Raw genomic sequence first — 13,810 nt, forward strand, 5'->3', positions numbered from 1 at the left:
TTCCGTCCCTGCCTCGCATGTCTCCTACTCTCCGTTGTCGACGTTGGTGACGGTGCCGTCCTTGATGTACCGGGCGAGGTTGAGCTCCGGGGCCTTGAACTGCTCGCGCACGCCCTCGCCCCACAGCACCTCCTGGGTGCCCTCCCACTTCACCAGGCCCGGGTTGATGCCGAGCTTGAAGCCGCCGGGCAGCGGCTTGCCGTCCCGGTACGGCAGGAAGTCCAGCGGCGAGGCTCCGTCGACCGCGTACACGACGCAGTCGGTGAGGATCGCCACCGGGTACTGCCCGGTGAACGCCGCATGCTTGATGATCTTGCGGTGGAGGTTGACGCGGGTGCGGGAGATGACCGCCGCGCGGATGTCCGGCCGCCACGTCGGCCGGGACAGCGCCCGCCACGGCTCACCGGACTTCCAGCCTTCGCCCCGGGGCCGCTCGCGCATCTTGCCGATGCCGCCCTTGACGGTCGCCTTGACCGCGTTTACGACGATCGCCATCTCCGGGTCGCGGCCCTTGTAGCCGTTCATCGCCTCGAGGAAGTCGGTCGGCGCCATGTCCGCGTGGACGCCGAGGTCGGCCATGGTGGCGAGGAAGGCGTCGCGGAGCCGGTTGTACCAGGAGTCCAGGAAGCGGCCGTTGTCGTACCGCACGTAGGCCTCGATCGGCTTCACGTCGTAGCCGAGCTCCACCGCGTACGCCACGGAGGGCGTCGCGTACCAGGCCGGGCCCGTGGGGCGGTCGCCGTTCGGGGTGAACGGGCTCGGCAGCAGGCTGCCGTCCAGCTCCACCCACTTGTCCTTGGCGACCTTCACCCGCGACAGGTCGACGTGGGACAGGTCGACCAGCCACGCACCGGGCAGCTTCGCATCGAACACCGGCGCTTTGACGTACGTCGGCGCACCGAGGCCGACCACCAACCCGTTCGCCCCGGCCGCGAAGGCCATGTTCACGTCGATGCCCACCAGATGCCTCTTGGTGCATTCGGCGTCGGTGAGCGGGCGCGCCCAGTCGAACGACTCCTCGAACATCATCTCGCCGGGGCCGCGGACGTGGAAACGCGGCAGGTCCTTCAGCAGCGGGTGCCCGTCCGGCGCCTCGCACGGCGCGCAGTCCACCGGGTCCTTGCCCAGCGAGCCGGGGTTGTGCTCGGAGTGCCGCTTGCCGTCGGCGTCGGGCTCGGAGGCGCGGGTCGGCGGGTGGAATGCGGTCATCAGCTCCAGGCTGGTGACGGCGGCAGAGCCGCGCGGCGTCATCACCCGGGACGCGTACACGCCCAGGACCCGGGCCAGGTCCGCCGGCGCAAGCTCCGCGGCGTTGCCCCAGACGCGGGGATCGAGCGCCTGCCAGGACGGGATGCACAGCTGCACGCAGTTGCGCTCCGAACCCTGCGCCGGACGGTAGATCCGCGCCCATGGCCCGAACCCGCGCTTCGTGAGCTGCCACTCCGCGCGGGCCAGCTGCTTGACGACCTTGTGGCCCTCGGGGATCCGTCCGGCGTGCCGCTCCTGCTCCGTGAGGGCGGCGGGCAGGCCGTAGCGTTCCAGCGCGGACCGGGTCAGGACGATCAGCGGGTCGGCGTCCTTGCCCGGCCCGGAGAGCTTCGGCTGGCCGAGGCGGGCCTCCTTCAGTGTCCAGTCGACCAGGGACGGGAGGGACTTGGCGGGCACGTCCAGGATCAGGCCGCCGACGCAGTACGCGAGGACCTGGCCGTCCTCGTCGACATCGACGACGGCGAGCGGGCCGTTGACGAAGCGCGAGTCGACACCGGCCGGGGTGTTCGCCGGGGCCGCCTTCCGCGCGGCCGGGCGCCGCGACGTCGACGTCGGCCTGGCGGTGCGGGCCGGACGCGACGCGGCGCCCGGAGCGGGCTCAGGGGCGGGGGTGGGCTGGGCGTTCTGTTCAGTCTTCATGACCGCAGCCTCGGAGCCCGGGCCTGTGGACAGAGGCTGTGCTTCCGGCGCCGGGGCGGGAGTGCTCGCGAACGTCGCGGGAACGGCCGTTTCCTGGACGGGAGTTCCGGCGTTGGCCTCAGCGGGGTAGAGCTCCGCGAGCTGCTTCAGCAGACGGGCGTACGCCTCGCGCTCCTTGCCCCGCGGCTCGGTGGCCTTGGTGCTGGACTCCCAGCCGCTGACGGTCGCCCGGCGCACCTCCAGCGCTTCGGCCACCTCATCCAGGGTCAGGCCGTGCGCGGTACGCAGCCGCTTGCGCTCCGCCGGCGGCGGCAGCGGGGACCGGGACGCGACCAGTGCATCGACCCGGTCGAACAACTCGGACATGGAACACCTCCTGTCTCTCAAGTATAGAGGTAACCGTACGGATCGCGTACCAAATGCGTACGGATCGCGAACATATTGCGTGATCGTGCCGCTAGGGAGTCAACCGCCCCGGCCGGTCAGGCCCGTACGAGCGGGCCCGCTGCGGCGACGAAGGCGTTGTGTGCGGCCCGGGCGAGGCCTGCGCGCCGGTCGCGGTCGGCCCGGTCGGGGGCCTCGTGCAGGGTGAAGGTGACGTCGACGACCCGGTCGGCGAGCGCCAGGACGCGCGGGTCATCGGTCAGCAGCTGGAGCTCGGTCAGGGCCTCGCCCACGGCGGTGCGCGCTTCGAGCGCGGCCGTCTTGGCCGCCGCCTGGTCGCCCTCGGAGGCGCCGCCCTCCCGCAGGACGGAGCGCTCGTGCTGCAGGCGGCGCATCGCGGCGAGCCGGGAAAGGAAGCGCACGAACGCCTGCCGCAGCTCCTGGCGCTGCTGGACCTGCTGGGCGAGCCGGTCGCGGCGGGCGGCAGACCGCTCCTGCAGACGGAAACCGAGCACGGTCGCCAGCAGTGCTATCAGAGCGGCGACGGCGGACGAAGCCAGTTCCATGGTCATGTCTCCCCGGTGCGGAACGAGGTGGGCGGGCAAACGGCGAACCCCCGGCGCGCGGCCGGGGGTTCGGGCGGGACTACCAGGAGTTCGGCGCGTACTTCTCGATCAGGCCCATCAGCCAGGCGGGGGTCACGTCCTCGTCGATCCCGCTGCGCAGCGTGACGGTACGGGCGTCCATGTCGACGACGCCGTTGGGCAGGACGCGGTGGCCGGAGACGGCGGCCTCCCAGGTGGTCTCCGTGGCGCCGGCCTCGCGCCGGTAGGTGATCCACGCGACGTACGGGGCAACCCGCAGGTCGAAGGTCGGGTCGGCCAGGTGCGGCCGATCCGCAAGGCGCAGAATCTCGATGTGCTGCTGGGCGAGCCGCTCGCCGGGCGCGACCTCGGACCGGATCCGGGCCGCGGTGGTCACGCGGGTGGCGAGCTCGCAGAAGTACCGGTCCTGCGCGGTGCCGGTCTTGACGCCGGCCACCATCAGGTCACCGAGGAACCGGCAGAACGCCCAGGGGCTCAGGGCCTGCACGTACTCCAGGGCGGCCCCGGTGGCCTTCTCCAGGTAGATGAACCGGTGCCAGGCGACCGCCGCGGTGTAGCCGGCCGCGATGACGTCGTCGCCGTCCAGCGCGGCCTGGTCCCGGACGCGCTCGCGGGCGAGGCGGATGACCTGGTAGGTGAGGCGGTGCTGGTCGCGGCCCTGGTGAAACCGGGGCATGTCGGGGGTGAGCGCGAGCACCGCGCGCAGCCACCACGCGAAGTCCTCGGCAGCCTCTTGGTCGGCGGCGCGGGCCACCTCATCGGCGGGGGCGGTCGTCTTCGTGGTGCTGGAGGTGCCAGTCGCCTGCTGCATGGTGCTCTCCCATCCCGAAGAAAAGTGGCTTGCCACTAAAGTAGCCCCAACTCTTGAAAGTGGCAAGCCACTTATGTGATGATCTCTCCATGAGCAGTCAGCATCGAGAACCGGCCCTTACCATCCGGCCGCCGACAGACCTGAGAAAGGCCGTGTCGGGGGAGCTGAACGAGCGGAACCTCGAGGTGCAGGCCTTCGTCGTTGCCTGCTTCAACGCTCTGCTGGCCGACCCCGAAGGGTTCCTGGGAGAGCTCAGTGAGCACTGGCCTGACAAGAAGCCGCGCGGTCGCCCCCGCAAGACAGATCCGGCCAGAACAGAGTCCGCCCCGGAAGCGCCTCAGGGACATCAGTGACCGAGCAAAGCAGCAGTCCGGGCTTGCTGCCCGCGCAGGAGAGCTTCGAGGTTCTCCATCGAGTGATCCTCCCAGGCGCAGCACGGGCAGCCGTCCGGCAGGACCGGCCGGTCGTGGTCGTGGTTACCGGACAGCCCGGCTCCGGGAAGACCTGGATCGCCGATGTCGTGCAGGCGGCGCTGGACCGCCGCGGCGGCGCTGTGCGGGTCGGCCGGGACCCGTACAAGCGACTCCACCGTCACTACAGCCGCGCCCTGGCGGCAGACGTCCGTACGGCCGGCGCTCTGGTGCGGCCCGACACCGTCCGCTGGCAGGGCGGCGTCGAAGCCCACGTCCGCGAGATGGGCTTCGACGCCGTGGTGGAGTCGGCGCTTGACGACCCGGACGGCTTCCGCGCCTCCTCCGGCGCCTACCGCACGGCCGGTCACCGGATCGAGGTGGTCGCCGTGGCCACCCCGGAGGCATTGAGTCAGCTGGGCATCGTGGACCGCTTCCTCGCCGAGGCCGCCGCCGGTGGCGGCCGGTACGTGTCCTGGGAGAACCACGACACGTGCGCGAAGAAGCTGCTCAATACCCTGTCCGTCATCGAGGCCGAGCAGCTCGCCGACCGTGTCACCGTCGTACGGCGCGACGGCACGCTGCTGTACACCAACGAGCTGACGGCCGAGGGCGGTTGGCGTTGGCGCCCCGCAGCGGACCGGGCGGTGCGGTTGGAACGGGCGCGGCCCTGGACTGCGCCCGAGACCGCCGTTTTCCGTCGTGAACTGGCCCGCAGCGACCGGCGCGTGCACACCGAGCTGGCCGATGAGGACCGGCGCCTGGCCGTGCAACGTGACAGCGAACGCGCGGCCGCCTGGTCCGAGCCGGTCCGCCGCATCGCCCAGCCCACCGCAGCACCGCCCGGGGTCGCATATCACCGGCTGTCGGCCGATGAGCACCGGTGGATCTTCGACGAACTGATCACCCCGACGGTCCTGGCGGGCGTGACCCCCCAGGACGACCCGCGCGCCGTGTACGTCCTGGGCCAGCCCGGGGCGGGCAAGCTGTCGGTTGCCAGGATGATCCTGCGCGCGATGCGGGCCGGCACAACCAGGCTGGTCGGCGACGACTTCAAAGCCTCCCACCCCGACTACTTCCAGCTGTTGCGCGACGATCCCCGCGGCGCGGGGGCGGCGATCCGCCCCGACTACCGCGCCTGGTTCTCGAGGGCCGAGGCATACGTGCGGGGCCGCCGCGGCGGCGTCCTGATCGAGGCCGCTCCCGGCAGCGTGGAGGAGTTCCTCGACAGTGCACTGCCCTTCGCGGCCGACGGATATCCGGTGGAGCTCGTCGTCCTGGCCGTACGTGCAGCCGACAGCCGGCTCGCCACCGCACTGCGTTACGCCCGGGCGCTGCAGCTCGGCGGCACCGGCCGGTTCACCACCCGCTCCGGGCACGACACCTGTTTCAAGGCGCTCACCGATATCGTCGCTGCTGCCGAGCGGCACCCGCAGATCGCGGCCATCACCGTGATCCGCCGTGACGGGCAGGCCCTGCTGCGCCACGAGGCCGGCGGCTCCGGCCGGGCATCGTGGGCGCTCGCCGCGGAACGGCTGCGCCCGTACACCGAGCAGGAGGCTCTGTCCTTCCTCCAGCTCCACCATGCGCTGCGCCGGGCGCTACCCCGCCACCGCGGCGAACTGGACGACATCGCCGCGCTCGCCCGGCCCCTGATGCCCCCTCGGATGCAGCCGGCCCGCATCGACCGGCCGCACCCACCGGTGTGGCCCCTGCCCGTTCGGCGGGAGGCCTCCGGCTACGACTTCTTGAGCTCGCTCAGCCGGGCCGCGTAGGCGGCGGCGATCCGGGCCGCCTCCTCCGAATCGGCGGTCGCCAGCTGCGCCTGATCGGCGAGCGCGGCCTCGCGGCCGGCCTTCAGCGTCTCGATCCGTTCATCGTCGGGCACCGGTGCGCGGCGTGCCGCGACGATCTGAGAGTTGTACCAGCCCACCACCTCCCGCACGATGTCGTCGGCCTGCTGGTCCTCGCCCCCGCCCAGGCCGGAGAAGTCGGGCTCGTTTGATGTGCCGGACACGGCAAACTCCCTTTGATCTTGATTGGGCGGACATTGTCCCCTCCGCACGGCGGCCTCGCTCGGCAGGGCCACTAGCCCTGCCGAGCTTGTTGCAACTTCTCCAAGCGGCGGTATCTCCAGTCCCAGCGCCAGCTTCTCCAGCGCCAGCGCCACGCCCGGATACGCCGGTGGGCGCGACCGACCCGGCTGTCGAGCACGTGATACTCGGGACCGGCCAGGCGGACCAGGTCCTGGTCGACGCCCAGGGAGATGCCGAAGAATGTGCCGTCCTGGACTTCCTCGTACAAGACGACTCCGCTGACGACGACCGTGTTGATCGGCGCGATCGTCCGGTACGCCTCGCGTGCGCCGGGCAGCAACTGGGTGTGACGGATGTCCGAGTCGTCGAACCAGTCGGGGGCCACGGGAAAGGCGTTGTAGCCGAAGTCGTTGACTCCGACGTACCACGAGCGGTAGCCGCCGACGTTGCCGAAGTAGTGCTCCTCGAAGTATCCGTAGCGGCGGTTGCCGAGCCAGGCCCGATGGATGACAGCGCCCTCGCCGAGGCTCGCGAAGGTGCTCTTCCCCAGCCGGACCCGCGTCTCGTGGACGCGCATCCAGGGCCGGAACCACCAACTGGTCGTGGTGATCCCGTACATGACCACGATGTCGCCCTCACACCAGGTGACCAGGTAGCAGAGGTTCGACAGGAGCCAGGTCCGGACCGTGAGATCGACCTTCCGTTCCTCGTCACCGGCCTCTTCGGGCTCGATCGGAGGGAGCCGTGTGCAGTGCATCGTCGACTGCCACTTCGGCTCACCGAGCATGGACTCGACATAGTCGTGCCGGACACCCGGAGCAATCTTGCGGAGCCGGGTGGTGACGTAGCGCCGGCGGCCGACCGTACGGCGCCATCCCTCGGTCAGTGTCTTGGTGAGGGTCCAGGTGGCGACTAGGACGCCCGCCAGGGTCCAGAGGTTGAGCGTGGTGCTGTACCACGGCTCGGGATCGGGCTTCATCGCTGAAGAATGCCCTACTGCCTCGGCAGTCCGCGGCCCGGAGCAGGGCGGCCTCCCCAACCGGAGCGTGTCGGGCATAAGTTGGAGCCCGCAGGTGATCACCATCGGGGGTGGGTGTGGCAGGCCGGGATCTGAGGGCCCTGTTCAGCATGAACGACCGCAGCGTGGAGGCCGCCGAGGCGTTCACGAACCGGTCCTCGCAATGGGACACGGTCGCGGCCGCGCTCACCGAGCACCTCCAGCACGTCGGCGCCTCCGGCTTCGACCCGGAAGACCTGGAGGCGCCCCGCAACCACGTGCTCGTCTTCCACGGCGTGGGCGGCATCGGCAAGACGACCTTGTCCCGGATGCTGGAGGCGACGCTCGCGGACGCCGGGCGCCGCCCCTCCCAGTGGGGCGCGCCGGGCTGGCCGGCCGACCGGATCCTGCCCGTACGCATCGACCTCGCCCGCTCCGCCGGCACCGACTTCGAGCAGATCGTGCTGACCATCCGCGCCGCCCTCACGAGGATCGGACGGCCGCTGCCCGCCTTCGACCTGGCGCTGCGCCGCTACTGGGAGGCCAACCATCCCGGCGAGCCGCTGGAGGAGTACCTGCGCCGCGGCGGGCTCGGCGCCCGCTTCGGGCAGGCACTGCCGCAACAGATGCAGTCCGCGCTCGCCGACGTCGCCCAGACCCTCATGCTGCCCGGCACCATCGGCTCCGCCGTCGGCCAGCTCACCGGCGCCCTCGTCAGCGCGCTGCGCGAACACCACCGGACCGTACGCGCCCTGGCGGGCTGTGCACGGCTGGCGGACCTGCTGGAGGCCGAACCCGACCTGGACACGCTGTCCTTCTCCCCGCACCTGCTGGCGTGGGAGCTCGCCCGCCTCCCCGACGGCAAGCGCGTCGTCCCGGTCGTGCTGCTCGACACGTTCGAGGACACCGGCGACCGCACCCGCCGGGACCTGGAGCGGCTCATCCAGCGGACAGTGTGGCTGCTGCCGAACGCCTTCTGGGTGATCACCGGCCGCTCACGCCTGCAGTGGGCCGACCCCGCCCTGCAGGGCCAGCTCGACTACACCGGCCCCGCCGCCTGGCCCGGCCTCGCCCACACCACCGTGCCCGCCGCCCGCACCCCGGGCCGACCTGCCGCCGGACGGCAGGTGCTGGTCGGCGACTTCTCCCTCGAAGACTGCGACGACTACCTCGCCCAACGCCTCACCCGCGAGGGACAACCCCTCATCGGCGAGAACATCCGGCAGGTCATCACCGCCCGCTCGCACGGCCTGCCCCTCTATCTCGATCTGTCCGTCGCCCGCTTCCTGGAGCTGCGCCGCACCGGCAGCAGCCCGCAGCCCAGCGATTTCGACCACGACTTCCCCGCCCTGGTCGCCCGCACCCTGACCGACCTCACCCCCGACGAACGCCACGTCCTGCGCTCGATCAGCCTGCTGGACGCCTTCGATGTCCCCCTCGCCACCCGCGCCGCCGGCCTCACCCACGAAGGACCCGCCCTGCGGCTGACCGAGCGCCCCTTCATCCGCGAAGACCCCTTCGGCCTGTGGCCCTTCCACCTGCACGGCCTGATCTGCTCCGCCGTACGCAACGCCGACGACACCACAGACGACCGCTGGAGTGAGGCAGATTGGCGGCAGGCCGCCCAGCGCGCCTTCACCGCCCTGGGCGAACAGCACCACAATCCCTCCGGCCCCGGCCGGCTACTGCTGATCGCCTGCCTGCGCCAGGGCCTGCGCCTGGCCCGTGACCACCGCCTGGACCTCGACTGGCTCACCGAAGCCGCCTGGACCTATGTCAGCGACTCCGTGTGGGAGCCGCTCGCCCCACCCGACACCGACACCGCAGCAGGCCTCGACACCGCTGCAGACGCCCTGGTCGAACTCCTCAGCGCGCTCGCCCGGCGCCAACACGAACACCGGGCTCGCACCGTCAGCCGGCTCACCGCCGTCCTCGTCGCCGAACTGCTGCCCGCCGACCTGCAAGAGATGGCGCTCTACTACCGGGCCAAGTCCCTGCGCGACACCGGCCAGGCCACCCCATCCCGCCGCGACTACCAACAGGTCGCCGACCAGGGCGGCCGCCTCGCCCCGGCCGCCCGCCGCGGCCTGGCCCACGCCGCACGCCTGGCCGGCGACTTCCCCACCGCCCTCGCCGCCGCCCAGAACCTCGGCTGGGAAGGCCGCCACCACCGAGTGATGGGCGACGTGTACTGGCTCCAAGGCCAACCCGAGCGCGCCGCCGCGGCCTACCTCGCCGGACGCACCGAAGCCGAACGGCATGGCAAGGCCGGCGAGGCAGCCCACAGCCAGGCCCTGCGCGCATTCGCCATCGCGCTCTACGCCCCCGACCAGGCCACCGCGGAAATCGACCTCGCCCACCAGCTCTTGGCCGGCCTCAATCTGCGCGCCACCACCATCAACGTCCGCCGGGCCGAACTCATCCGCGATGCCGGCAGCGACAGTGTCGACGACCGGATCGCCACGCTGCGCACCGAACTCGATATCGCGGGCCTCGCCTCGCTGACACCTGCGCTCGAGCTGGCCGGGGCCTTCCACCAGGCCGTCCTCGACGACCGCATCGCACTGAACGCCACCCTCATCCGGCTACGAGAACAGACGTCCGACGAAGATCACGCCTACTTCGTCGACATCGCCCACTTCATGGCCGGCCTCCCGCTCCCCGCCGACCACACCGCCCCGCAATGGCTCGACGGCGAACCGGCCACTCGCGCACGGTGGCACAACCTCGTCACCGCCCGGCGCGACTTTCTGCACGCCAGGCGGTGACCCATGGATGCCGGACTGGCAGGTCTTCTCGGTGGTGTGATCGGGGCAGCTGTGGGAGCGATCGGCGCAACGGCGTCGGCGTACATCACCGGCCGCAAGGCGGAGCAGCAGACACGAATCCAGACCCAGGCCCAACTGGCACAAGCCCACTGGCAACTCCGCCTGGAGTACCTCAACCAGCGTCATGAGCCCCGGGCACAGGCGTACACGGCCGTCCTCACCCTCGCTGCCGAGGTCCAACAACTGCTGGAGCGGGCCCTTGGCTGCATGGAGGCGAACGACAGTGCCCAGTACCCGGCCGTCGTCCAGCAGATAGAGGAGAAGCTGAAGGCCTTCGCTCCCCTGTATGCCAGGGTCCGGGTGGAGGGCCCCGAGTCGATGCTCTCCCCGACCCGGGTCATCGAGGCCTACCTCCATGATTTCCTGTGGCCGATCGAGACCTTCTTCGAGTTTGACCAGGGCGAAGGACTCGAGGACTACCGCAACAGCGTGACCACCGCCGTTTACGAGTTCGAGAAAGCCGCCCGCAACATACTCAACGACGACCTTCTGACCAGCCGCCTAGCCGCTGCGTTCGAGCCTCCCCAGTAGCCCCGCTCAGGCACGTACGAGCGCGACCGCGGCTGCGACGAAGGCGTTGTGCCCGGGCCGGGCCAAGTCTGCGCGCCAGTCTCGGTCGGCCCGGTCGGGGACCTCGTGCAGGGTGAAGGTGACGTCGACGACGCGGGCGGCGAGCGGCCGCCATGGCCGACCGACCCCAGCCCCACGGACTCGCCATCCACTGGCCCGAGGAACACGCCGTCCTTGCCCACTGGCGTGCCCTGGTCCCCGCCCGCCAGGAACTCCTTGCAACGGTCCCACCCCGGCATGAACGCCCTGGACGGTCAGACCGTCCGGACAGCGGGTCAGGGCTTCCACGTGCGCAGGAGGACGGCGATCTGTTCGGCGGTGCAGCGAGGGCTGTTCAGTTCGCGGGCCAGCGCTGAGAGCTGTTCCCGGGTGGGGTCGACCGGGATGTTCGACGCCGCAAGGTACATGACGGCGACCGCGCAGGCGACGGTGAGGTTGGAGCGCTCCAGCCACCGGCAGCGTCCCAGGGTGTGTACCAGGGCGGCGGCGCGTGCGTAGGGGCCGTCGTAGACGGAGCGGTCGAAGAACTCGCCGCGGTGACGGGCGACGGCCGCGACCGGAACGCCGTAGTCGTCCACGCCCGGATCGCGATGACCGGCCCGTTCCGCAACTTCCAGGATCCAGGACTCGTCGACGTGCACGATCACGCCGCGGCCCCCGGACGCACGTCGCCGCCCGGCTCGTCGAACTGACGCTCCAGGTCATCGAGGAAGCCGCCGTGCTGGTCGATGAGGCGCTGCGCGGCCTCCATGCCGGCGGCCCGCGCCCCGGTCGTGTCTTCCACGATCAGCCGCTCGACGTACTTGTTGAAATCGAGTCCGCGGGCCTTCGCGGCGTCCTTGCCGGTGGCGAGGACGTCAGGGGACAGGCGGAGCTGGGTCTGCTTCCGGTCAGAGGCCATACGGCATGGTAGCAGGGTGGTAGCAGGCGAGCGGTCCGTGACCGGATCACGGACCGCCCGGCAGCCCGTTGGGCGCCCGGGACGAGCGCGGCTCCCGCGCGGAGGCGTGCTCGCCAAGGGCAGTAGCCGTGGCGGATGAAGGGAGGTGCCGGGCTCCGGCTCGGTGGGTGCCCGGGCCCCACCCCACTGGGGCCGGCTCATTGAGGGCAGGGCAGACGGCAACGCGCAGTCCGCGGTCACCGCCGTGCGCCGCCGCTCGCGGATGCCGGCGTGCCGGTCCTCGCCCCATGCTCGGCAAGCCGACCGGACAGTTTCATGCCGGTGGCGCCGTCGGTTCCTCAGCGCGAACACGTCTGCCCGTCGGGCACTTCCAGGACCTCGGGACCGGCTTGGGGGTCGTCGCGGAGCAATGCGCTCACGTGGCGGGCGAAGCCCGGGCCAGGCAGGGGAATCTCGAAGTCGTGACGGAGGTAGCCGATGTCGACGGCGGTCGGCAGATAGGCCATCAGGTCGGTGACGGCACTCGCCCGGTGGTGGCTTCTGGCCAGCTGGCGCAGGACACGCAGCATGGTGGTGGGGAACTCGCCGAGAGGATGGCTGGCAGGTGCCCATTCCCTTTCACAGGCGGGTGTCTGGGCGGAGGTGTCGTCGGTGGGCACGGGTGCGGCGATGGCATCGGTCTGCTGCTGCCACCAGTCCGCGATGTCATCCTCCCCGTTGGACAGGTGGTGCAGGTGGAGGCAGTAGGCGGCCGCGCTCTGGCCTGCGCCGGCCGCGTACTGCCACCAGAAGCGGGCGCCGTCGGCGGTGTCGGTGAGCTGCAGGACGCAGGCCAGCGCGAGGGCGCTGCGGGGACCGGGGACCTGGTCAGTCACGAAGTCGGCGACGTCGGCCGGCGAGGTGTGCGACAGGACGGTCTCGCACAGAGCACGCAGGTCTTTGGCCGCCTCGGCTGCCCCGCACCCGTCCCCGGCCGCATCCGGCGCGGGCAGCGGGGTCGAGGCGGCCGGGACGACGTCGGGGGGCACGATGCGGTCGCGTGCCAGCAAGGCACGCGACAGGATGTCTTCGATGCAGGTCACGAGAGGGTCCCTTCCGGGTCGGTCGGCGGGCAGCACAGGATGCTGTCGAGGAAGCGGATCGCGTGGCGCTCGTCGGAACGCACGGTAGCCAGCGGGACACCGAGCAGGTCGCTGACCTCCTCTTCAGCCATCCCGCCCAGGGAGCGCAGGACGACGACATCGAGCTGGTGGCCGGGTAGCCGGCTCATCGCCCGGAACAGGGCCTCGGTCTCGGTGAGCTGTTCCACGGCGGCCTCGACGTTCTCGGGGCCCGTCAGGCTGCGCAGGGCAACGGTGTCGAACGCGGTGTGCATGAACTGGGGACGGCCGTCGATGAGAGGTGTACGGGACATCACCGTGGCGCGCAGCACGTTCCAGGCGTGGCGGCGGGTGTCGGCGCTCGCCAGCGCCTTCGTCCACGACAGCCAGAGCTGGTCGTAGGTGTCCCGTACGGCGGCCTCGCGCTGCGGGTCGGTCAGGAAGACACCGGCGTAGAAGTCGTACCCGGTCTCCGTCAGAGCGCGGAACGCGGTGTGATCCATGGGCGGGGCGGGCCGGACCGCGACGGCCTCGGAGGAACGCTCGTCGTGCCACGACCGGGACTTGCGGCGGAGCTCCGGGGCGGCCTGCCGCCACAACCGGTACAACGGCCCGGCCGGAACCCCGAGTTCGGTAGCGAGCGCCCCCAGCAGTTCCCAGCGGGGATACAGGCGACCGCTCATCAGCTCGGAGATCTTCGACTTGGCCATGAGCAGATGCCGGCTGAGCACGCTCATCGTCAGCGGGGACTCCAGATAGGCCTCGCGCAGCGGCTCCAGCCACGCGCGGTGAGCCGTGTCGCAGCCCTCCACGATCGGTCCCAGCGGCCGGCCGGCCCGGCCCGGCCGGGAAGAGGGAAGATCGTCGCGCGATGCGCCGGCGGGCCGGACGGACGGGTCATCGGGCGGACCGTCAGGGGCCTGGGGCGGGTCGGGGGGTGTCACGGCGCACTGTCCTCCTCACGGTCCACTGCTTCCTCCACCCGCCGCTCCGAGGACGCGCCGGCCTGCGGGCGGAGCGCGCTGGCGATCTGCTGCACCGTCACCCCGAGCGCGGGCGCCAGCGTCGCGACCGCCGCGACCTGGCCCGCCACGGCCATCACCACGCTCCACGCGAACACCGTCAGTGCGACGGCGATGATCACGCGCCCTATCGGTCGAAACTCCACAGACGTATCTCCTCAAGGTGGTCGGCCCGGAGAGCCAGTCGCTCCCCGCCCGCCAGCCCATCCGGAAGCTGGCAGGTTCCCCGGCCCGGACG

Annotated in this window: 14 protein-coding genes; 4 read left to right on the forward strand and 10 right to left on the reverse strand. The window is 71.2% G+C overall.

The window, feature by feature from the left end:
- Positions 1-24 precede the first annotated feature (24 nt).
- The 3 genes from tap to ACFZDK_RS49120 form a co-directional block, all read right to left on the reverse strand.
- Positions 25-2,274, reverse strand: a complete 2,250-nt coding sequence (gene tap, locus ACFZDK_RS49110) for a telomere-associated protein Tap (RefSeq protein ID WP_390984015.1) — start codon at positions 2,272-2,274, stop codon at positions 25-27.
- A gap of 116 nt (positions 2,275-2,390) precedes the next feature.
- Positions 2,391-2,858 carry a hypothetical protein gene (locus ACFZDK_RS49115; RefSeq protein ID WP_390984017.1) on the reverse strand — a complete coding sequence of 156 codons (468 nt, stop codon included), beginning with the start codon at positions 2,856-2,858 and terminating at the stop codon, positions 2,391-2,393.
- Positions 2,859-2,937: 79 nt separating this feature from the next.
- Positions 2,938-3,708 (reverse strand): hypothetical protein, encoded by a 771-nt coding sequence (locus ACFZDK_RS49120; protein WP_390984020.1) that lies wholly within the window; start codon positions 3,706-3,708, stop codon positions 2,938-2,940.
- Positions 3,709-3,797: 89 nt separating this feature from the next.
- Between ACFZDK_RS49120 and ACFZDK_RS49125 the strand changes: the two genes are divergently transcribed.
- Both ACFZDK_RS49125 and ACFZDK_RS49130 read left to right on the forward strand, forming a co-directional pair.
- On the forward strand, positions 3,798-4,061 hold the full coding sequence (locus tag ACFZDK_RS49125; protein ID WP_390984023.1) for a hypothetical protein: 264 nt from the start codon (positions 3,798-3,800) through the stop codon (positions 4,059-4,061).
- Positions 4,062-4,174: 113 nt separating this feature from the next.
- Complete coding sequence (locus ACFZDK_RS49130; protein WP_390984026.1) at positions 4,175-5,893, forward strand: zeta toxin family protein; 1,719 nt, start codon at positions 4,175-4,177, stop codon at positions 5,891-5,893.
- Here the strand turns inward: ACFZDK_RS49130 and ACFZDK_RS49135 are convergent.
- Positions 5,857-6,135 carry a hypothetical protein gene (locus tag ACFZDK_RS49135; RefSeq protein ID WP_390984029.1) on the reverse strand — a complete coding sequence of 93 codons (279 nt, stop codon included), beginning with the start codon at positions 6,133-6,135 and terminating at the stop codon, positions 5,857-5,859. The two genes, ACFZDK_RS49130 and ACFZDK_RS49135, sit on opposite strands and share 37 nt — an antisense overlap.
- Before the next feature lie 71 nt (positions 6,136-6,206).
- On the reverse strand, positions 6,207-7,133 hold the full coding sequence (locus ACFZDK_RS49140; protein WP_390984031.1) for an ETEC_3214 domain-containing protein: 927 nt from the start codon (positions 7,131-7,133) through the stop codon (positions 6,207-6,209).
- A gap of 149 nt (positions 7,134-7,282) precedes the next feature.
- On the opposite strand from ACFZDK_RS49140, the gene ACFZDK_RS49145 reads away from it, so the two are divergent.
- A complete protein-coding gene (locus ACFZDK_RS49145; RefSeq protein WP_390984034.1) occupies positions 7,283-9,919 on the forward strand; it encodes an ATP/GTP-binding protein in 2,637 nt (878 codons plus the stop codon).
- A gap of 3 nt (positions 9,920-9,922) precedes the next feature.
- On the forward strand, positions 9,923-10,510 hold the full coding sequence (locus ACFZDK_RS49150) for a hypothetical protein (protein WP_390984036.1): 588 nt from the start codon (positions 9,923-9,925) through the stop codon (positions 10,508-10,510).
- Positions 10,511-10,824: 314 nt separating this feature from the next.
- Here ACFZDK_RS49150 and ACFZDK_RS49155 read toward each other — a convergent pair whose 3' ends face one another.
- The 5 genes from ACFZDK_RS49155 to ACFZDK_RS49175 all read right to left on the reverse strand — a co-directional run bounded on the left by ACFZDK_RS49155 (position 10,825) and on the right by ACFZDK_RS49175 (position 13,718).
- The gene (locus ACFZDK_RS49155; protein ID WP_350784388.1) at positions 10,825-11,196 is read right to left on the reverse strand and encodes a fic family toxin-antitoxin system, toxin component; all 372 of its coding nucleotides are present in this window, start codon (positions 11,194-11,196) and stop codon (positions 10,825-10,827) included.
- The gene (locus ACFZDK_RS49160; RefSeq protein ID WP_390984040.1) at positions 11,193-11,450 is read right to left on the reverse strand and encodes a hypothetical protein; all 258 of its coding nucleotides are present in this window, start codon (positions 11,448-11,450) and stop codon (positions 11,193-11,195) included. The genes ACFZDK_RS49155 and ACFZDK_RS49160 overlap by 4 nt, the downstream gene beginning before the upstream one ends.
- Before the next feature lie 338 nt (positions 11,451-11,788).
- The gene (locus ACFZDK_RS49165) at positions 11,789-12,532 is read right to left on the reverse strand and encodes a hypothetical protein (protein ID WP_390984043.1); all 744 of its coding nucleotides are present in this window, start codon (positions 12,530-12,532) and stop codon (positions 11,789-11,791) included.
- Positions 12,529-13,494 carry a sigma factor-like helix-turn-helix DNA-binding protein gene (locus ACFZDK_RS49170; protein ID WP_390984046.1) on the reverse strand — a complete coding sequence of 322 codons (966 nt, stop codon included), beginning with the start codon at positions 13,492-13,494 and terminating at the stop codon, positions 12,529-12,531. The genes ACFZDK_RS49165 and ACFZDK_RS49170 overlap by 4 nt, the downstream gene beginning before the upstream one ends.
- Entirely contained in the window at positions 13,491-13,718 is a 228-nt protein-coding gene (locus tag ACFZDK_RS49175; protein WP_390984049.1) for a hypothetical protein, read from the reverse strand. Before ACFZDK_RS49175 ends, ACFZDK_RS49170 begins: the two co-directional genes overlap by 4 nt.
- Between the last annotated feature and the right edge of the window lie 92 nt (positions 13,719-13,810).

The sequence above is a fragment of the Streptomyces sp. NPDC007901 genome (genome assembly GCF_042959465.1).
Taxonomy (GTDB): Bacteria; Actinomycetota; Actinomycetes; order Streptomycetales; family Streptomycetaceae; genus Streptomyces.